The following is a 19,502-nucleotide window of genomic DNA, read 5'->3' on the forward strand; positions in this document are numbered from 1 at the left end:
GCGGCCTAGTCGGGCGCCCGCACGGTCGGCCAGAAGAGCTGGAACAAGCGTTCGTCCCAGCCGTCCTTGACACCGCCGGTGCGGGCGCTTTCGGCTATGTAGGCACCGACCACTGCATCAATCAGTGTCACGGTGTCGACGTCCGCGCGCATCGAACCATCGGCTTTCGCAGCATCAACCACAACCGCCAGCGCGGCACGTTGGTCGACGAGGATTCGCCTGAAAACGGCAGTGAATTCGGGGTCATCCTCAGTGAGCATCGCCGCCAGCCCACCGAGGCCGATACCGTCCTCGACCATGCCGACCGCCTGGGAGATGAGCCACCGCAGCCGCTCGGGCGCCGTCGCATCGGGATCCACGGGACTCGGGGACGCGAGGCGCGACAGCGCGCTCGCCAGCATGTCCCGTCGATTCGGATGTCGCCGGTAGATCGTCGTTTTCGCGATTCCTGAGTGCGCGGCAACCGCCTCCACGGTCACGGCGCGCGGTCCGCCGCTTCGCAGCAGGTGCAGCGTCGATTCCGCGATACCGTCCTCGACCCGTCCCTGCGCCACCGCCCAGCCTCCTTCGCTCGCCAATTCGCCTGCCGGGAATATCTCAACCCAACTATGCGCTACGCTATACGTAGCGACCGATACGCTCCGCGTAGCGTTTCGTTCGTCGGCACATTCAATTCCTATGAGGTGATCCCATGCTGAAAGCTCTCCGTCGCATTCCGGTTTCCAACGTCGCGTACTTGCTGTTGCTCATCGCGTTCGTCTCACTCGGGCTGCTCGTCACGGCCATGGCTCTCGGCAGCAACCTGGCGCTCGTCGCCGGTATCGCGTTGATCGTGTCTTTCGGCGGCGCCGTCGCCGGCTTCCGAGCGAGCGCCCGCAGGTTGAACGAGGCCCGACGCCCCGGGGCTCCGGCTCACAACGTGAGTATGTTCTCGACCCCCATCGCCCAGGACCAGGTGAACCGTTATCGCGAGATGTACCGCGCCACAGGTCAAGACCGCACCACGGATCGGGAGATGGCGGTACTTGGTGGCGGGGAGTCAAGGGACCCGGCGGCATCCCAATCGCGCGCCCACCATCGCCACGCTGCCTGACTCTTTGCCCGCCCTACCCGCGCGCCGCGTGAGGTGCCGACGACCAAGCGGGAAGGCGCTTGTCGATGAAGGCCTGCACACCCTCGAGTGCGCTCGGATCCATCATGTTGCAGGCCATCGTCGTGCCCGCGTCGGTGTAGGCGGACTCTATGTCGACCTCGATCTGCCGGTAGAACAACGCTTTTCCCATCGCGACGGCGACCCGGGGCTTCGCGACGATGCTCGCGACCAGCGCTTCGATCTCGTCGTCCAGGGCGTCCGCTGCTGCCACCCGGTTGACCAGACCCAACGACCGGGCCTGCTCGGCAGTGACGAACTCACCGGTTACCAGCATCTCGAAGGCAGCCTTGCGAGGCACGTTGCGCGACAACGCCACTCCCGGAGTCGCACAGAACAGCCCGGCATTGACGCCGCTGACCGCCAGCCGCGCATCGTCGCTCGCCACCGCGAGGTCGCACATCGCGACAAGCTGACAGCCCGCTGCGGTGGCAAGCCCGTGGACGCGGGCGATCACCGGCACCGGCAGGCGCTGGATCGACAGCATCACGGTGGTGCACTGTGCGAACAATCGCTCGTAGTACGCCAGCGACGGCTCGGCCCGCATTTCCTTGAGGTCATGCCCGGCGCAGAAGGCCTTGCCGGAAGCTGCCAGGATCACGGCCCGCACGGTCTGGTCTTCGGCTAGCGCGCCGAACGCGTCACCGAGCGCGGTCAGCATCGCCTCGGACAACGCGTTGAAGGCCTGCGGGCGGTTCAGGGTGAGCGTGACGACACCACGCTCGTCGCGGTCCTGGAGCAGCAGTGTCATGGCTCGATCAACACCTTGAGGGCCTCGCGGTCGGCCATGGCGCGATACCCGTCAGGGGTGTCGTCGAGGCCGATGGTCCGGTCGAACACCCGGCCGGGTTCGATGATGCCCTCGAGAACGTCGGGCATGAGTTCCTCGATGTAGGCGCGAGCGGGCGCGACACCGCCGGTGAGGGTCACATTGCGGAAGAACGTGCCGAAACCCATTGGCACTTCGGTGTATTGAGAAACGCCCAACCGGCTGACGCGACCCCCGGCGCGGACCGCGTCGAGGGCGGTGGCCAGCGATGGTTCGGTCCCGACGCATTCGATCACCGCGCGCGTACCGTCGCCGCCGGTGAGTTCGCGGATCTTCTCGACGGCTTCGTCGCCGCGCTCGGCGACGACATCGGTGGCGCCGAACTCGCGCCCGAGGTCGGTGCGGACCGTGTGCCGGCCGTTCAGGATGATCTGTTCGGCACCCAGCCGCTTGGCGGCGAGCACTGCGCACAACCCCACCGCACCGTCACCGATGACGGTCACCGACGATCCCGGCCCCACCCCGGCCGTCACCACGCCGTGGTGACCGGTGCAGAAAACGTCGGACAACGTCAGCAGGGAGGGCATGAGCGCCGCGTCCTCCGCCACCGGAAGCTTCACCAGCGTGCCCTGCGCCTGCGGAACGCGCACGGCCTCGCCCTGGCCGGCATCGACGCCGGGCGCGCCCCAACCACCGCCGTGACGGCACGACGTCTGCAATCCCTCCTGGCAGAAGTCACACGTGTTGTCCGCCCACACGAAGGGGGCGACCACCAGATCGCCGCGCCGCAAACCGGACACGTCAGCGCCGACGTCATCGACGATGCCGATGAATTCGTGGCCCATCCGCCTGCCACCGTCCTTGTGCGGCATCGACTGGTAGGGCCACAGGTCGCTACCGCAGATGCAGGCCCGGGTGACCCGCACGATCGCGTCGGTGGGTTCCTTCACAACGGGGTCGGGTACGTCCTCGACACGCACGTCGCCGGCCCCATACATCACGGTTGCTCGCATGCTCGGTTCCTTCACTCGTCCGGGTGGCAGGTGAGTCCCAATGTTTCGAGGCTAAGCCCGCGGCAGCTGCTCTGTCTCGGGAGCACCTGATTGTTCGGTTCGTTGCAGCGACGGCGACCTAGGCGTCCATCGGGTTGGCCCGGATGCGTTCGGCGCCATTGTTGGCCACTGATGCGGCAGCGGCGCCACCCGGTTTGCGGCCGGCCTGGTCCTCGAAGCAGGCAATGAACTCGCGCCCGAACGAATGTCTGGGATAGCGCGCGAGGATGTCCGTCCTCACGTCGGCGGGAAACGCCTCCGGCCGGCGTCCGACGACGTCCCAGCCGGTGGCCACCTGCAAGAGGTGCGACTCAGGGTCGGCAGCCGCCGAAATGTCGTCGCGCATGTGCAACACGATGATCTCCGTCGCCCTGCCGGCCCGGTCGGCAGACCACCCGGCCGCCACGCCGAACACCCAGGCCAGGTCCCCACCCGCCTCCTCGAACGACACCCGGTGACTGTCGAACGGGTCGGTGAGACCGATGTCGTGCAGCAGTGCCGAAACGTAGTAAAGCTCGTCGTCGAAGGAGATGCCATGCGCCGCCGCATACGTCGCGCCCCACAGATATGAACGGATGCAGTGGTTGAGCAAAGCGGATGAATAGAAGCGCGTGGCTACCGCCAAGGCCGCTGCGGCCGCCGGCGTCTGCGGAAGCTCCTCCATCGAGCCGTCCCTCCCTCAGAAGTTCAAGCCCGAGAACATGATCCGCCCCGGGTCATACTTCTGCCGGGTAGCGGCCAGGCGGGACAAGTTGGCGCCGAAATACCGAGACGCCGGTTGGTTCGTTTCGAGATAGTTGACGTAGCCGCCCGCCGAATACGGCGCCACCGCCTGATGGGCGATAGCCAGCCAGTTGGCCGCTGCCGCAGGCGAACCGGAGGTTTCCACGTACCACTGCACCAATGAGGACTGCCGCCGCCACGGAAAGGCGGTGTCACCCGGGCCCACGGTGGCCAGCGCGCCGTCGAGCGCATGCATGATGACGATCGGGCGGCCGGCCCCAGCGGGGAAGGCGTTGAATGCCGCAGCGATGCCCTGAGCCGCGGCCGGGGTGATCGTCGGGAAGACGTCGGATCCGCCGACATAGCCGAGCGGTGACGGGTTGAGATTGTCGGCGGCCAGGAATTTCACCAGATCCAGGTAGTTGAACGTGCGGTTCTCGGTGCTGGCCGGCTGCAGCCCCACTGCCTTGATCACGGCGGCTCCCACGCTGCTGCCCGAGCCGGCCGGGCAGGTCGCCAGGATGCGACAGTGCGCGCCCTGCGGATCGGTGATGGTGTCGGCCAGTGCCCAGCTGCTGCGGTCGGCGGTACGCAGCCAGTTCTGCCAGCCCAGGAGGACCTGCGGGAAAGACTCCAGCGGGAAATGCAGCCCGACGACGTCCACGTCGCTGGTCGGGAACGTGGCGAAGGTCAGCGCCGTCGTCACCCCGAAATTGCCGCCACCACCGCCGCGCAATGCCCAGTACAGATCCGGGTTCTCGGTGGCCGAGGCCGTCACCCCGGCGCCGCCCGGCAGCACCACCGTCGCCGCCACCAATTGATCGCTCAGCAGGCCCGCATGCCGTGATTGGGCGCCCAGCCCACCACCCAGGGCGTGCCCCGCGACGCCGACCGACGGGCAGGTACCCGTCGGGATGCCCCGCCCGGCACCGGCCAGCGCCTGGTGAATCGCGTACAGCGAGGTCGCGGGCGTTACCGTCACACGCCCGGTCGCCGCGTCGTAGTTGATGTCACCGGGCAGTTGGCGCAGGTCCAGCACCATCGTGCCGTTGGCTGTCGACGCGCCCACATAGGAGTGCCCGCCGCCGCGCGGAGCGACCTTGAGGTTGTGCGTCGCAGCGAAGGCCAGCGCCCGTTGCACGTCCGCCGCCGATGCCGGGGTGACGACCGCCGCCGGCGTCAGGCCGTTGAAGTTGGTATTGAAAACACTTTTGGCCGAAGCGAATTGTCCACCGCTGTCCGGAAGTACCACTTTCCCGTTGATGGCAGCCGAGAGGTCACCCCAGCCGGCCGGATCCGCACTGGCCCGGCTCGACCCGAACACCGCGCCGACGGCCAACGCACCCACGGCGCCGCGCAGGAACGTCTGACGCGAGACCCCACGCGGCGACTCCCGCGGTTCCGTCATATCCGCATTGTGAGCTGCCCGGGATCAAAAACCCCGCTCATGCTTGGCGTGTCGCGTCAATGGTCGTTGCCGGGCGGAGCCGATGGCGCGTGTCAAATCACCCGAATCACGATGTTGCGATCGGAGATATACGCTCCGCCCGACACCCAGACTTGGTCAGAGCCATCGTCAAACTTCTTCCGCCACAACTCCTTCCCACTGACGTCGACACAGATCACATCCCGTTGGTCACGGTACAAGTACCGCGCACCATCGGATCCGAGGAAGAAGGTCATCTGCACATTCGCGGTTGGCGCAACGTTGACATCCTGGCAACTACCAGCCTTCAGCTTGGCATCCGAGGTCTCCTGCACACCGATCACGCACAATTCGCCACTGCCGAATCCCCCGATCATGTTGGCAAGCACCGCATCTGCGCCGGCGGGATACGTCCAGAGAACACGTCCCGACTTCCCGTCGAACGCACGGAAGTCGCCGGTAGATCGGTTGTAGGCCAGCGGATAGTAGAAACCTGACGAGCCGTACCGGGTGTTTCCAGGACGACCCAAGGGAAAGTCGTACTTTCCGGAGCCCACATTGCCCATCAGGGTGTACCCCTCGCTGGCCACGGTGGCGGTGTTTCTGCCGCTGAAGTCAAAGAACTTGAACGAGTTTCCAAATTCCACCGCGAATCCCGATGCAAAAGCGGTATTTGAGGTGCTCGGTTCGCTCACGATGGGCTTTCCGGTGTTGGCGTCAAGCACCTCGTGCTCGGTGATGACGACCCCTTGATCGCCGAACACCGAGACGCCGTCATGCCGAACACGCCATGCTTCATTGCCATCCGCGCCATACGAGACCAGTTCATTGCGAAAAACGACAGCGATGCCGTCACCGCTTCCTTGAAGATTGGTTATCCGGTCCGACGGCAACGAAGGCTGGCTCAATATGCGTCCGGTTGCCACATCGAGGAACACCAGCACTTCGGGATCTCCACAGCAGAGATTCAGATTGAGTCCACATCCCATGGTCTTTGCCGAACGGGTGATGACGCACTTGGCGCTCCCGAAACGGTTGATATTGACCTTGGGCGGCTTGACCCCCTGTGACCAGCGCGGTTCGCCGGTCTCCTTGTCCAGGGCCATCACGCCCTGATCTGACCCGACCACCACGGTGTAGGCGTCGCCGCCGAGCACATACGCGTCAATGCCGGTCTCGTAGGTCCACCGCGGTTCGCTGATCGGTTTCTCCAGCGAGGGCAACGCAACATCGGCCGGCGGCCGTAGGTCACCCAGTAGCGGCACGGACGCCGGGAGCGGTCCTCCGCCCGCCGCAGTCACCTCGCCCGCTCCCCCGCCGCGGTTCAACCACCACAGAACCCCGCCGACCCCCGCGGTGGCGAATACGACGGCGCACACCACGGTGAGCACCAACCACACCTTCCGCTTCTTGCGCGGCGGTTCTGGCGGTGGCTCCGCCGGTTGATACCCGGCCTGAAAGACCGGAGGAAATTGACCGAACGACGGGTCCGCCGGCGGGAATTGATGGCCACCACCTTGAAACGGACTCGCCGGTGGAGGCTGGTTACCGAAAGGGCTCGAGTAAGGGTTCGGCGCACCACCCGCCGACGAAAACGGGTCGTTCGGATAAGTCACCGTCATTCCGTACCATGCCGCCACGCCGGTAGCAATGTTGCGCCGTTTGCCGCACGTGGCTGTCACCGCCCGCTTTTCGTGCACGCGTCGACGCGTAACCGCGGTTACGATCGCCCCGCCGGGCGGATTCGCCCGTCCCGACAACATCTGGAGGCCCAGCGCTGTGAGCGCACCGTCGAACCCGAACGTGATCCCCGCTTACGCCACGCTTCCCGACCTGCCATTGGACGACGAGGACCGCGCCAGTTTGACCTCAGAGATCTGGGGCATGCTGGTCACCGGCAACGACGACGCCGAGGACTTCCTCGACACCTATGCCGAGGACTACGAGCTCACCGAGGAGCAGCTCACGGCAGCCTTCGCGTCGCTACGCGAAGCGAGACTGCGCCAACAGACCGAGATCGGTGACTACCGGTCCCGGACGCAGGCGGCGTTCGAGGAACTCAACGCCAACGGCGTGATCGCCCGCGCCGACTTCTCCTGCTGCGGAACCTGCGCATCGGCCGAGATCGGCGACGAGCGCGACGACAGCCGACACTGGAACGGCTACATCTACTTCCACAGCCAGGACACCGACCGCCTGGTCGAGGACGGCTCCACCTACATCGGCTATGGAGCGTTCGAGCCGGAGAACTTCGACGAGGACGCCTACAACCGGCTGAGTGATCAGGCAAAGGAAGATCTGTACGTCGGCGACGTGACGCGGATGCTCGACGAGGTGGTGTTCCCCATCGTGCGGCGCCACGGCATCGAGCCCGACTGGAACCGCGACCTCGGAACGCGGGTGCTGCTCACCAACGCCGACTGGTATGCGCCGATCGAGAGCTGACGATCTGTAACTCCTGTGGCGGGCGCGCCGACATACAGTTCAGCGCGTCCGAAGGAGGATAGCCCGATGCCGAATCATCGTCGCCGCGCAATGACCGCTGTCGGTGCTGCGGCCGCTGCGCTTGCCGTACCGGCCGTCCTGAACATCCCTCCAGCCCACGCGAACCCGCTGCCCGGCTTCTGCGTTCCACCCAACGTGGTCGACGACGTGTGCACAGCGCGGCTGAAGTCGGTGACGGCCGATGTGATCGACGGGACGATCACCGGGACGCCGGTCGGCGGCAGCACGGCGATCACCCTTGCAGGACAAGCGGATGCGTACCTGAAATCGACCGGGTTCGGCGATACACCGCCGGATCCGGTTCAAGAATGGGACACCCAGATCGACAAGGTCGGCAATCTCGACACCTCCCCCTCCAACCCCAATTGGTACGGCAATGCGAAGGCCAGGGTGTTCCTGCCCCGGACTCTGAACGACCTGGCCACCAAGTTTCCTCCCGACAGCCTGATCGTGCGGTTTGTGTCCGACGACGCCCGTCCGGACGCGTTGCGGCTGGTGTCCATTCAGCCGACCGCTACAACCGATCCTGTGCCAACCCGGCCAGGTGCTTGAGCGAGTTGTCCAGGTGCTGCCGGTCGAACGGCGGGAACTCGATCTCTTCGCGAAGTGCGGGCGGCACCGCCGACCAGTCGTACGTCAAGGTGACCTGCGTCCGGTCGTCCCCGCGCGGCTCAAGGTCATAGCGCCAGATCCAGCCGCCGAACTCGATAGTGGCGTCGTCGTCACCCTGGCCAGGCAGCCACGCAATCGCGCGCGAAGGCTCGAAAACCTCCACCCGGTTGGCCATTTCGTAGTGCATGCCGCCAAAGTTGTCGTGGTACATCGCCATCCGGAAGATCTGGCCCACTTCGGTCAGCGGCTTGCCGTCGAGTGACTCCCGGACCCAGCCGGTGCCGTCGATCGCCTGGTGGGTGGTCGGGTCGGCCAGCACCGCGAACACGGTTTCGGCCGGCGCGTTGATGGTGCACGCAGAGCTCATGGTTTCGTCAGACATACCCGTACCGACCATCGGCGGCCCAGAAACTCATCGAGCCTGCGCTCAGGTAGTCGTTCCGCGCAGTGGGACCACATGTCTAGTCGGAAGACCGTTGCACCCGCTGATTTCTCCTTCAACTCGTGAAATTCCCCGAGGCGACCATCGAGTCCGGTCGCTCGCTTGTGATGAGGGCGAGCGGGAGGCCCTCGCGCCGAACCGTAGAGGTGATTCGACATCTGCGGATCGGGGACGTCGGGATGTAGAACACCAGCTCTCCAAGGACCGAGGCAGGGCTGTGTTCAGGCACAAAGGGAGGGCTGCGCGGTGCCGCTTCGGCCGGTGCCAGTACACCCAAGCAGTAGCATTCCTGCGTGAGTAACAAGCGTTACTGTCCAAAGTGCTTCGCGGCGGTGGAGGTTGGCGAGGACGATTTCCTCGTGCTGCACTATCGGACGATCGCTAGTGGCAAGCATCGCAAATGCCCGGGTAAGAAGCGTGGCAAAAAAGAGCGCCCCTCAGCCATCACCGTGGTTTCCGGCGGACTGCCGAACAGTAAGCGTCGACGATGACGTGAGCACTAGGTAGGCAGACGACATTGGATCGACTCCCTTGCCGAGCGAGCCGAGGCTGGACATATATGACGACACTTGCAGTATTGGTGCCGCACTGGTCTACCTCGTGAAGCGAATGGAAATGTTCTGCGGAGCAACAGATTCTGCAGTACTGATGTATAAGCGCAGCGCTCGAACAGGCATCCCCCAAAACGCGTACCGGCTGTCGACGCACTCAGGGCACAAGCCAGGCACTACTCCGCACACAGGCTTGCACCCCGAAAATCACCAGGAGGTGTTAGCTGCAAGCATCGCCGTGATCCGGGATCAGGAGGCGATCGCCGCTGCCGTCGAAGGCATCATCAGCACCCTGTCTGCGACCTCGGCCACTGCGAAGACGGACAAGGGAGTCATATGAGATCAGACGGAGGCCGACTAGGCCGTGACCACATCCGCGTGGCTCTCGAGGTGCGCGTTGCCCGCTACCATCCCGGCGGGGAACTCCTGCCGGTCGGAAACGGAATCCCGTTCGATCGCGAGCAACGCGACATCTGCCAAGCCGTGGCGTCGGGCGGCGACGTAAACGCGGCCGAGGCCGCCTTGTGGGCTGCCTTCGAAAAGGTATTTCCAGCCGAATGATCTGGGCCGGCCCCCGACGCCGAACCGCCTCTTCGAATACGCGATTATGCGGAGATAATCCGGCTCGTTCAGCTACTTTTGCCGACATGTGGAAGTGCGGTGTGGCCGCGGTTGCAGTCCTGATCAGCGGTTGCGGTGGTGGAGGAGGACCGTTAGCAGCCAAACACGAGGCCCCTAAGTTCTCCTCAACCGCTGACATCCAAGCTGCATTGAATGACGCCGGTCTCACATGCAGCGACTTCAAAGAAGTAGCGAAGAGTGACAGCAACTTCGCGGAGCAGAGCACCGCCAACGAGGTCGCGAATTGCGCCGTCGAGGGCGAGAAGATCGACCTAATAACCTTCAAAGACAAAGGCCAGCAAGACAACTGGCTGAACATGAGTAGGCAGATGGGCTGCGTGATGGGATCAGCCTTTGGTGTCTCCAACATGCACTTTGTTCGCGGCAACGGCTGGGGCGTGGCCGAAGGGTCTCAAACCATCTCCGACAAGATCGCCGACGCCATAGGAGGCGAAGCAGTCCACGTCGATTGCAAGGACGTGAAACTACCCGGCAACTGAAAGAGGGACTGCCCAATCAGATCAGTGGGCGTGCTACTGGTTAAACATGCGCGAGATCTCGTTGCGCTTGTTCGACATCTCATTCTCGATGTAGATGGCGTTCACCAGAGCGAGTGCCAGCAGCACTGCCGCGACAATGCGGACCCACTTTGCAGCACCCAGGAAGAAGGCAACGGCCGTACCGGCAGCCACGACGGCGACCCCAGTCCACACCGGGCCCGATCCGGTCAGGAGGCTCACCGATTGCATCGACATCACAAGCCCGATAACGACGAGCACGCAGACGCCGGCGGCGACAGCGGCTTGCTTGCCGCTGTTGGCCTTATCCGTTGCAGTTGGTCCCGACGCCGGCCCACTCCACGAAGTGCCGTTCCAATAGATCCGGTTCCCGGGGTCAGACGGGTCTGGATACCAACCGGGTGCAGGCGATGGGTTCGACATGGTCAACTCTCCCTGAGGATTGGTGCTGACAGCTCCGCGATCGAGCTGGTTGCCGGAGATTAGCAACCGGCAACGACACAACGCCGCGATTCGGGACAGGCGGTCTGGGCTAACGACGGAAAGTCGATCAGGTTCAACTGGTCACGAGGTACCCGACATGTCGACTACTTTGTCGTGCGGAAGTGATTGCACTTCGGTAGCTGGCGAGGCGGGGAGAGCACAAGCGACGATGGCAGCACAACAAGTACCGGGTTGGTATCCGGACCCGAACGACGATAGCGCTGAAGTCTATTGGGACGGTGATCGCTGGCACGGGCGACGAGTCAGCGCGACGCCAGAAGCGACCGGCGGTGGTGAAGCGTCCAAGCCGCATGACGCTAGCGCCGACCACACAATCGAAGGGCAGCTAGACAAGGTCCACCGATGGTGGTCTGAACTATCAACAGCAGGTCAGGCTGGCGTCCTCGTGGCAATCGTGATCGCGGTGATCATCATCGCCTCGGTGATCTCGGACCTTCCGGACTGGATGTACACCCGATGACACGCAACACCAGGAAGCAATCATTGCTCTTGCTGGCGTAATGGCGACAACCCGACGCGGAGCGTGGGAACGGAGCCCGAAGGCTCCGCCTCCCACGGCCTGTACGACCTAGCTCTCTTCTGCTTTCTTCGCGGCCTGATCAACCGCAGCCTTGACGGCGTGTCGCCCGCTTCAGCGCAGTCCGTGTCGCCCACAGCAACGAAAACACCCCCGACCCAACAGGACCGGGGGTGTTTTGCGAACAACTTAGTGAGCGTGGCCGTGATGGCCGTGCCCGTGATCTTCTTCCTCGGCGGGCTTGTCCACGACGGCCGTCTCGGTCGTCAGGATCATGCGCGCCACGGATGCGGCGTTGAGCACCGCCGAGCGGGTCACCTTGGCCGGATCCACGATGCCCTCGGCGACCAGGTCACCATAGGTCAGGGTGGCGGCGTTGAAGCCCTGCCCGTTGGACTGCTCGCTGACCTTGTTCACCACAACGGAGCCGTCCAGGCCGGCGTTGGTGGCGATCCAGTACAGCGGGGCCGACAGTGCCGACGAGAACACCTCGACACCGAGAGCCTCGTCGCCCTTGACCTCGCCGCGCAGCTTGTCGAGGGCCGCACGGGCCTGCACGAGCGCCGCGCCACCACCGGTGACGATGCCCTCCTCGACGGCAGCCTTGGCCGCCGCGACGGCGTCCTCGACCGCTTCCTTGCGCTTCTTCAGGTCGGTCTCGGTGGCCGCGCCGACCTTGATCACCGCGACGCCGCCGGACAGCTTGGCCAGCCGCTCCTGCAGCTTCTCCCGATCCCAGTCGGAATCGGTGGTCTCGATCTCGGCCTTGAGCTGCTTGACGCGGTCGGCGACCGCATCCTTGGATCCGCCACCGTCGACGATCACGGTGCTGTCCTTGGTGACCACGACGCGACGGGCGGAGCCCAGCACGTCCAGGCCGGCCTCGCGCAGCACCAGGCCCACGTCGGGGTTGACGACCTGGCCACCGGTGACGATGGCGAGATCGTCCAGGAACGCCTTGCGACGATCGCCGAAGAACGGCGCCTTGACGGCGACGGCCTTGAGCGTCTTGCGGATGGCGTTGACCACCAGCGTGGACAGGGCCTCGCCCTCGATGTCCTCGGCGATGATCAGCAGCGGCTTGCCCGATTCGGCGACCTTCTCCAGCAACGGCAGCAGGTCGGGCAGCGAGCTGATCTTGTCGCGGTGCAGCAGCACCACCGCATCCTCGAGCACCGCTTCCTGCGAGTCGAAGTCGTTGACGAAGTAGGCCGAGATGAAGCCCTTGTCGAAGCCGACACCCTCGGTGACCTCGAGTTCGGTGCTCAGCGTCGAAGACTCTTCGATCGTGACCACGCCGTCGTGACCGACCTTGGTCATGGCCTCGCCGACCAGCTGACCGATCTGCTCATCGCGCGAGGACACCGTGGCGACCTGGGCGATGGCTTTTTCGTCCGACACCGGGGTGGCCGCGGCCAGCAGGGCCTCGGACACGGCGTCGGCGGCCTTGCTGATGCCCTGACCCAGGGCGATGGGGTTGGCACCGGCCGCGACGTTGCGCAGGCCGGCCTTGACCAGGGCCTGAGCGAGGACGGTAGCGGTGGTGGTGCCGTCGCCTGCGACGTCGTTGGTCTTGGTGGCCACCGACTTCACCAGCTGGGCGCCGAGGTTCTCGAACGGGTCTTCCAGGTCGATCTCGCGCGCGATGGTCACACCGTCATTGGTGACCTGCGGGCCGCCGAAAGCCTTGGCGAGCACCACGTTCCGACCGCGCGGACCCAGCGTCACCTTGACCGCATCGGCGAGCTTGTCGACGCCGGCCTCCATGGCACGGCGCGCAGTCTCGTTGAACTCAATCTGCTTGCTCATAAGTCTCTTTCATGACTCCTAACGCATACCGCCCCGGAAACCGCCCGCACTGAAACGCGGGGATCTCCGGGGCGGACGCACGAGTACTTACTTAGCGACGACAGCCAGCACGTCGCGGGCGGACAGGATCAGGTACTCCTCGCCGTTGTACTTGATCTCGGTGCCGCCGTACTTGCTGTAGATGACGGTGTCGCCCTCGGCAACGTCCAGGGGGATCCGCTTCTCGCCATCCTCATCCCAGCGGCCGGGGCCAACTGCGACGACGGTGCCTTCCTGCGGCTTTTCCTTGGCGGTGTCGGGGATAACCAGACCGGAAGCGGTCGTGGTCTCGGCCGCGTTGGCCTGAACGAGGATCTTGTCCTCGAGTGGCTTGATGTTGACTGCCACGATGGAAGCCCTCCACTTTTTCGGGGTGTGGATCCGGGGGATTCCCCAGATGCCGGTTAACCAGGTGTTCGGCAAGCGCCCGTTCCCCTTGCTCCGTCGTCGCGGGTGCCGGCGCCGGGGGTTGGCCGCATGCCACCTAGCACTCTATACATGCGAGTGCTAGCACTCAAGGGTGGGTTGTGCGCCGCCTGCGAACTCATCCATGGGCTGAAACCCTGTCAAAGAGATCGAGTCAGTGAACGGTGCTACACTCGAACACATGTTCGAAGATAGTTGGAACATCGACCCCGACGCCACGGAGGCGGCGTTGGTGGAGCAGCTAGCCGCGATGACCCGCGCGACCGCCGGCATTGCCGCGGCACAGGCCAGAGTGACGACGATGCTGGAGGCCAAGCGCCTCGCCCGTAAGGCCGCTGAGGGTGTGCCCGCCGCAAGACGCGCTCAAGGGCTGGCATCCGAGGTGGGGCTGGCCCGCAAGACCTCCCCTTGGCACGGGGCCAAGTATCTGAAGATGTCCAGGATCCTGGTCGACGACATGCCCTACACGCTCGCGGCTCTGCAGTCCGGCGTGCTTACCGAAGACCGGGCGATGATCATCGCGGACCAGGCCGCCTGCCTCTCACCAGCAGATCGACACGCGATGGACGCCGAACTGTGCGCGGATCCCGCAGTGCTGGATGGTCTTGGGGACAAAAAGGTTGAGGCTGAGGCCGGGCGGGTGGCTTTTCGCCTCGACCACGACGCGGTGATGGCGCGCATCAGCCGCCATCAGTGCGATCGCGCTGTCACGCTGCGTCCGGCCCCGCACGGAATGGCGTACGTGACGGCGCTGCTGACCTCCGCAGAAGGCGTTACGGCCTATCAAGCGCTGCAGGCGGAGGCCGCCGCCGCCAGGGCCGCCTCGATCGCCGCCGGAAGTGGATGCCAGGGGCGAGGCCCGTTGATGGCCGATGCCTTCTACCGACGGGTCACCGGGCGTGAGGTCGAAGCCGCGGTCCCGGTCGCGCTCAATCTGGTGGTCTCCGACGAGAGCTTGTTGGCCCAGGGTTCCGAACCGGCGGTGCTGCAGGGATACGGCCCCATCCCGGCAGAGGTGGCCCGGCAGATGACCTTGGCGGCGCTGCTGGACCCCCAGGCCGAGGCCGCGGTGCGCAAGCTCTACGCCGATCCGGCCACCGGCAACCTGGTCGCCATGGAGTCCACCGCCCGGGCGTTCCCCAAGGGGCTGCGCTGGCTGATCGCCATGCGTGACCAAAAGTGCCGCACGCCGTATTGCGACGCCCCCATCCGGCACATCGACCACATCACCCGGCACGCCGACGGTGGCGCGACCACCTCCGTCAACGGGCAAGGGCTTTGCGAACGCTGCAATTACGCAAAGGAAAGCCCCGGGTGGCAGACCGCGACCACCTACGACGGTTACGGCCGGCACACCACAGAACTCACCACGCCGACCGGTCGGACCTATCGAAGTATCGCCCCGCCGCTACCCACCGGCGCGCGGGTGTTCACCAGCGACATCCACGTCGTGCGCATTCACGCTGCCGCCTGACCGGTCGACCCGGTCCAGCTCTTCATCCCGCGGCTGACCGCCCGGCATCCGCGCCGCCATGGCCACCAGTCCATAGGCCACCGCGAACCGATGCCCCAGCTGACCGGCCACATTTCCCCGGCCCACACTCACGTCGTGGCCGAGCTGCTCACTGACCGCTCGGACCAGTTCGTCGTCACTGGCGCCGCCTCCGACGAGCAGCACTCCGGTTACCCCGGGGGCCGCCCGCTCGATACCCCGCATCACGTTGCCACCGATCACCTGTCGTTTGGCGGCCAGGCGCCAACTGCGCCACTCGGCACCCGACAGCCGCGACGTGAAGGGCAACCACCCGCTGGGGGCCGCGGTCAGCAACCATCCGCTGCACCGGCCGCTGACCGGCGTGTCCAAGAACTGTCGCCGACCGTGTTCGTCCTCGATGATCTGGACGGTGACAGCCGTGACCGCCTCCGCCCGTTTGGCGTATTCGGCGGCGCTTCGGGAGATGTCCAGGGCGGTGGCCGTCGCCGCCGTCAGCAGCTGTCCGGCACCCGGCAGCACGACGCGGGATCCGTCGGACACGACATCGACGGTGCCCCCGCCGACATCCACCACCACGACCTCGGGAGTGATCCCGGGAGTGGTGAGAGCGCCGACGCGGGCCGCCGCAGCCTCCGAGGCGACGCGTGTCACCGGTACGCCCAATGCCTGGGCCAACTCGTCGGCCCCGGCCGGCGGTTCGTGCTCGCCGGCCATGTTCGCCATCACCAGGCTGTCCACGGTGACCGACCCGCGCCGCGAATTGGCTTGCGCCGCGATGTCGGCGAGGTAAACCACGTGGGCGCTCTCCCCCACGGGCCGGACGACGGCTGCGGTAGCCGCCGGTTCGGCATCGCCGAGGCTGACCACCGCACAGGCACTGTCGAAGAGCTGGTCGGCGATCACGCGCGCGTCGGCCCGCTCGGCCTCGCTCAGCCCGAACACATCGGCGAGCCAGAAGGGATCGGTGAGACGTTGCAGAGGTGCGACGCCCTGGCGGACTTCGACGGCGACGCGGGTCGCCGGCAGCAACGGCTTGATGTCGACGTCGTCGACGACGGGCAGAGCAGTGTTCAGCCGATTCGACACCAGCACGGCCTCGTCGTTGGCCGTCAACACCGCGGTGACGTTGCATCCCTGGGCTACAGCGTCATTCACTCGCTGCGCGACCTCACGATATCCCCACTGCGCCGTCGCGCAGGCGACGACCGGGCGGCCGGGATCCACGTCACCGAGGCACTCGACCGGAACCGGCTTCCCCACACCGACCGCATCTCCCGCGGTGGTGGCGGCCGACCGGGTGACGATCGTCAGCCTGCCTGTCCGTCGGGTTTCGAGTTGAACCTGTTCGACGGTGGACTTCACGGGCGGTGTCGGCGCAAACGCTGCCCGGTCGATCACCAGCCCATGCGACTCGGCCAGGCGCCGCACCAACTGCGCGGCGCCCTGCAACGCCCGGGGCGATCCCTTGCCACCACGGGTCGGCGTGCGGGCACTGGCCAGCACCGTCAGTTCGGTGTCCATCCGGCAGAGCACCACCTCGGTGGTGGAGTTGCCGATGTCGACACCGGCCCAGACGGTCACCGCAGCAGGCCGCGCCGCTGGTAGGCCGTCGCCGCCTCCCGGACCAGTGCCGCGCAGGCGGGCGCATCCCGGTCGGCGAGACGTTGCGCCAGTTCCTCCAGCTCGGCGAAGGTCGACCGGCGGGGCCGCAGCGCCTCGTAGGCGTCGAGCATCTCCTCGGAGCTCAGTGCGGTCATCTCAGCAGCCCGCCGCAGGTTCATCCCCAATTGCAGGGAGCCGGAGCGCTCCGCGATATCTGCTTGGGACAGAAGGGTTTCGCGGCTGATCCGGATGTCGTCGAGAACCAGTTCACCGTTGCGGGCGGCCTCGACCGTCACCTCGGTGAGGCTGCGGCCCGAGTGTGCGGTGATCGTCATCGCTTGAGCTCCAATTCCATGTTCGCGCCCTGGTTGTCGCATTCGGACCGCTCGATCGCCACCATCGACACCACTCTGGTGTGGTACCGGGCGGTGATCGCCTCGTCGGTGTACGCGTTGCGCATCGGGGCAGGAGTCGCACCCTTGGCGTGCCGGCCGGCGTTGATGCCGATCAGCCGGTACATCTCGGGGGTGATCAGCGGTGCCACACTGAGCAATTCGAGGTTGGCCAACGGCGGGAGATCGCGGCGGTGGATCAGTGTGGTCCCCTTGGCCTGAAGCCCGACGCCGATCCCGGAACCGGACAGCCGGGCCGCGGACTTGCCGATCACCCCGAGATCCACGGAGTCGGCGATCCGAACCAGGCGCGGCACACACTGCTCCTCTTCCAGCCCGGCCAGGATCTGTTCCAGCGCGTCGTAGACGGTCATCCCCGACAGGGTGCGAAACAGCTTGACGCCGAACGCGGGAGACACACCGATGACCACTTCGCGGGGATCTTCTCCCACGCCCGCGGCCCCACTGACGATCAGCCGGTCCGGATGAGCGAAGGTCGCCTGCTCCTTGACCAGGTCGGTCACCGACCGCGCCTGACGCACGGCGTCGATCTGAGCCTGACGCTCTGGCGTCGGCCGGTACCCGGTGCCGGGACCGCGGTAGTCGTTCGGATCCTGCAGCGCTGACAGCACATTCATCTGTTCGTCGAAGATCGCCGCGGTCTGCAGGTAGTCACCGGTGACGCGGGCCTTCGCCATGTTCAGGACCCGTTCGGCGATGTCGGTGAATCCCGTCTCGGCGAGCGCGGCGACGATGTCGAGCACCGTCAGATCCGACTGCTCGATCATCCGGGCGGCGCTGAGCACCTTGACCCCGTCGGTGGGCGGCAGATCCTTGGAACCCGCCGCCCCGACAACGGTTTCCACATGCTCGTCGTCGAAATCGGCGAGCCCCAGATATTCGAATACCGCCCGGGTGGCCTCGGCCGCCTGACGGCGCATGGCTTCCAGCGTCGTCGGGTCCACCGACCGCAGCCCGCCGTCGACGCCCCAGTCACGCTGCATCACCAGATAGTCATCGAGGTCGGCGGCATTGAAGTTGGACGGGCCGAACATGTTGTCGTAGGCCACCACCGAACCGAAGCCGGAGAAGATGAAGTCCGATCCCGACAACAGAACCGGCAGCGTCCGGCTGGTTCGGCGCATCGTGGACTCGGAGACCAGCGAGTCGTTGCCGCTGCACGATTCCAGCCCGCGCAACATGACCATCAGGTTCTCGGCGATCAGTTCGCGGACACCGCCGGGCACCGACGCGGTGATCGAGGCGCCGTCGATGCCGCCGTTCTGAACCCCCTGTGCACCAATTCCTTTGGCCAGGGCGACACAGCGGGACTCCAGGTAGTTCATCGACTTGCGCTCGGCCTGGCCCATCAGGACCTCCGAGCCCGCCCCGCTGGACAACCGCATCTTGATACCGCGGGAGGCGTAGGACGACGTGAGAAACGCCTTCGACCACGGGGTGTCGTCACCGTCGGTGAACACCTGCTCGGTGCCGTACACCGAGACCGTCTCGGCGTAGGACACCAGGCCGCGCACCCCGAGTTCCAGCTCGCGCGCCTCCTCGACCGAGCACTGTGTCAGCGCCCCGGGCGCGGGTACCTGCGACCCGATCAGCAGGCCGACCGCGACGGCCGGGGCGTCATCGAGCACCGGGACGGTGGCTTCGAGTTCGCGGAACCCGTAGACGACGGCAGTGGCGGCATCGGCCGCGATGAGCAAGGGGTCGTCGAGGCGGTTGGTGACATGTGCCTGGTTCGCGGGCGTGCGGCGGGCCCGCATCTTCATCATCGCCATCTGGATCTCCACGGGCTGCAGCAGCGCCACCACCCGGGCCATCTTGGCCGGGGTCAATCCGCTGCAGACGCGCAGCACCTCCTCGCGCGGCACACCCGAGTCGACGATCATCCGGGCCAGCTCGACGTCACTCATCGCCATCGATCGCGGTGCCTCCGCGGGATCGACGGCGTAGCGCACGATGAACTCGTCGATGGTGTCGAAGTCGGCGACGGACTTCGAATCCATCTCCACCACGGTGCCGTCGTCGGCCACCTTCCAGGACGGTTCCGGATCGTAGGGCGACAGATGGGAGATCATGCCCAGCTCGGGGTCCGCCTGGGCGAATCCGTCCAGGTTGACGCGCTGCTCATCCAGCAGTCGGATGCGTCCCAGCCGGTGATCCTGCTCGGTTTCGCTGCTGTCCGGGTTCATTGCAGTCGTCGTACCTCTCTGTCGGCGTGACGGGTGTGTCGCGTAACCGGCCAAGCATCGACTGGATGCCGCGGTGGAAACAACATCCGCCCGGCACCTTCCAACAAAGTGTGTGACTGCGGAGCGGCCGATGTGAACTGGC

21 protein-coding genes are annotated in these 19,502 nt (G+C 65.7%); 8 read left to right on the forward strand and 13 right to left on the reverse strand.

Features of this window, described 5'->3' with window-relative positions:
- Positions 1-5: 5 nt before the first annotated feature.
- The gene (locus AB0876_RS17690) at positions 6-554 is read right to left on the reverse strand and encodes a TetR/AcrR family transcriptional regulator (protein WP_491838009.1); all 549 of its coding nucleotides are present in this window, start codon (positions 552-554) and stop codon (positions 6-8) included.
- A 137-nt stretch (positions 555-691) separates the two neighbouring features.
- Here AB0876_RS17690 and AB0876_RS17695 point away from each other — a divergent pair, with 137 nt between their 5' ends.
- A complete protein-coding gene (locus AB0876_RS17695; RefSeq protein ID WP_526042505.1) occupies positions 692-1,093 on the forward strand; it encodes a hypothetical protein in 402 nt (133 codons plus the stop codon).
- 13 nt (positions 1,094-1,106) lie between these two features.
- On the opposite strand, the gene AB0876_RS17700 is transcribed toward AB0876_RS17695, so the two are convergent.
- The 5 genes from AB0876_RS17700 to AB0876_RS17720 all read right to left on the reverse strand — a co-directional run bounded on the left by AB0876_RS17700 (position 1,107) and on the right by AB0876_RS17720 (position 6,820).
- On the reverse strand, positions 1,107-1,901 hold the full coding sequence (locus AB0876_RS17700) for an enoyl-CoA hydratase (protein ID WP_526042506.1): 795 nt from the start codon (positions 1,899-1,901) through the stop codon (positions 1,107-1,109).
- A complete protein-coding gene (locus AB0876_RS17705; protein ID WP_491838006.1) occupies positions 1,898-2,932 on the reverse strand; it encodes a zinc-binding dehydrogenase in 1,035 nt (344 codons plus the stop codon). Before AB0876_RS17705 ends, AB0876_RS17700 begins: the two co-directional genes overlap by 4 nt.
- Before the next feature lie 118 nt (positions 2,933-3,050).
- Complete coding sequence (locus AB0876_RS17710; protein ID WP_526042507.1) at positions 3,051-3,635, reverse strand: HD domain-containing protein; 585 nt, start codon at positions 3,633-3,635, stop codon at positions 3,051-3,053.
- A 15-nt stretch (positions 3,636-3,650) separates the two neighbouring features.
- On the reverse strand, positions 3,651-5,102 hold the full coding sequence (locus tag AB0876_RS17715; protein WP_491838004.1) for an FAD-dependent oxidoreductase: 1,452 nt from the start codon (positions 5,100-5,102) through the stop codon (positions 3,651-3,653).
- A 92-nt stretch (positions 5,103-5,194) separates the two neighbouring features.
- A complete protein-coding gene (locus AB0876_RS17720) occupies positions 5,195-6,820 on the reverse strand; it encodes a BamB-related PQQ repeat family beta-propellar protein (protein WP_526042508.1) in 1,626 nt (541 codons plus the stop codon).
- Between the two features lie 79 nt (positions 6,821-6,899).
- Between AB0876_RS17720 and AB0876_RS17725 the strand changes: the two genes are divergently transcribed.
- The gene (locus AB0876_RS17725; protein WP_491838002.1) at positions 6,900-7,565 is read left to right on the forward strand and encodes a DUF6891 domain-containing protein; all 666 of its coding nucleotides are present in this window, start codon (positions 6,900-6,902) and stop codon (positions 7,563-7,565) included.
- 66 nt (positions 7,566-7,631) lie between these two features.
- On the forward strand, positions 7,632-8,177 hold the full coding sequence (locus tag AB0876_RS17730) for a hypothetical protein (protein WP_526042509.1): 546 nt from the start codon (positions 7,632-7,634) through the stop codon (positions 8,175-8,177).
- Here the strand turns inward: AB0876_RS17730 and AB0876_RS17735 are convergent.
- Positions 8,140-8,619 carry an SRPBCC family protein gene (locus AB0876_RS17735; protein ID WP_491838000.1) on the reverse strand — a complete coding sequence of 160 codons (480 nt, stop codon included), beginning with the start codon at positions 8,617-8,619 and terminating at the stop codon, positions 8,140-8,142. The two genes, AB0876_RS17730 and AB0876_RS17735, sit on opposite strands and share 38 nt — an antisense overlap.
- Before the next feature lie 353 nt (positions 8,620-8,972).
- On the opposite strand from AB0876_RS17735, the gene AB0876_RS17740 reads away from it, so the two are divergent.
- The 3 genes from AB0876_RS17740 (at position 8,973) to AB0876_RS17750 (ending at position 10,351) form a co-directional block, all read left to right on the forward strand.
- Positions 8,973-9,170: a hypothetical protein gene (locus AB0876_RS17740; RefSeq protein ID WP_526042510.1), complete on the forward strand. Its 198-nt coding sequence runs from the start codon at positions 8,973-8,975 to the stop codon at positions 9,168-9,170.
- 396 nt (positions 9,171-9,566) lie between these two features.
- Positions 9,567-9,791 carry a hypothetical protein gene (locus AB0876_RS17745; protein WP_526042511.1) on the forward strand — a complete coding sequence of 75 codons (225 nt, stop codon included), beginning with the start codon at positions 9,567-9,569 and terminating at the stop codon, positions 9,789-9,791.
- Between the two features lie 101 nt (positions 9,792-9,892).
- The gene (locus AB0876_RS17750; protein WP_526042512.1) at positions 9,893-10,351 is read left to right on the forward strand and encodes a hypothetical protein; all 459 of its coding nucleotides are present in this window, start codon (positions 9,893-9,895) and stop codon (positions 10,349-10,351) included.
- Positions 10,352-10,384: 33 nt separating this feature from the next.
- Here the strand turns inward: AB0876_RS17750 and AB0876_RS17755 are convergent, their stop codons facing one another.
- Entirely contained in the window at positions 10,385-10,792 is a 408-nt protein-coding gene (locus tag AB0876_RS17755) for a DUF2510 domain-containing protein (RefSeq protein WP_526042513.1), read from the reverse strand.
- Positions 10,793-11,021: 229 nt separating this feature from the next.
- Between AB0876_RS17755 and AB0876_RS17760 the strand changes: the two genes are divergently transcribed.
- Positions 11,022-11,333, forward strand: coding sequence for a DUF2510 domain-containing protein (locus tag AB0876_RS17760; RefSeq protein ID WP_526042514.1), 312 nt, complete (start codon positions 11,022-11,024; stop codon positions 11,331-11,333).
- A gap of 246 nt (positions 11,334-11,579) precedes the next feature.
- Here AB0876_RS17760 and groL read toward each other — a convergent pair whose 3' ends face one another.
- Together groL and groES are read right to left on the reverse strand one after the other, a co-directional pair.
- Positions 11,580-13,199 (reverse strand): chaperonin GroEL, encoded by a 1,620-nt coding sequence (groL, locus tag AB0876_RS17765; RefSeq protein ID WP_526042515.1) that lies wholly within the window; start codon positions 13,197-13,199, stop codon positions 11,580-11,582.
- Positions 13,200-13,286: 87 nt separating this feature from the next.
- Positions 13,287-13,589, reverse strand: a complete 303-nt coding sequence (groES, locus tag AB0876_RS17770) for a co-chaperone GroES (protein WP_036390082.1) — start codon at positions 13,587-13,589, stop codon at positions 13,287-13,289.
- 256 nt (positions 13,590-13,845) lie between these two features.
- On the opposite strand from groES, the gene AB0876_RS17775 reads away from it, so the two are divergent.
- Positions 13,846-15,138, forward strand: coding sequence for an HNH endonuclease signature motif containing protein (locus tag AB0876_RS17775; RefSeq protein ID WP_526042516.1), 1,293 nt, complete (start codon positions 13,846-13,848; stop codon positions 15,136-15,138).
- Here AB0876_RS17775 and AB0876_RS17780 read toward each other — a convergent pair.
- From AB0876_RS17780 to AB0876_RS17790, 3 genes are read right to left on the reverse strand one after another with little or no spacing between them, the layout of a single operon-like run.
- Positions 15,073-16,740 carry a diol dehydratase reactivase ATPase-like domain-containing protein gene (locus tag AB0876_RS17780; RefSeq protein ID WP_526042517.1) on the reverse strand — a complete coding sequence of 556 codons (1,668 nt, stop codon included), beginning with the start codon at positions 16,738-16,740 and terminating at the stop codon, positions 15,073-15,075. The genes AB0876_RS17775 and AB0876_RS17780 overlap by 66 nt on opposite strands.
- On the reverse strand, positions 16,737-17,096 hold the full coding sequence (locus AB0876_RS17785) for a diol dehydratase small subunit (RefSeq protein ID WP_491837982.1): 360 nt from the start codon (positions 17,094-17,096) through the stop codon (positions 16,737-16,739). The genes AB0876_RS17780 and AB0876_RS17785 overlap by 4 nt, the downstream gene beginning before the upstream one ends.
- Positions 17,093-19,360: a propanediol/glycerol family dehydratase large subunit gene (locus AB0876_RS17790; RefSeq protein WP_526042518.1), complete on the reverse strand. Its 2,268-nt coding sequence runs from the start codon at positions 19,358-19,360 to the stop codon at positions 17,093-17,095. The genes AB0876_RS17785 and AB0876_RS17790 overlap by 4 nt, the downstream gene beginning before the upstream one ends.
- Positions 19,361-19,502: the final 142 nt, after the last annotated feature.

The sequence above is a fragment of the Mycobacterium sp. NPDC049093 genome, assembly GCF_040704635.1.
GTDB lineage: Bacteria > Actinomycetota > Actinomycetes > Mycobacteriales > Mycobacteriaceae > Mycobacterium.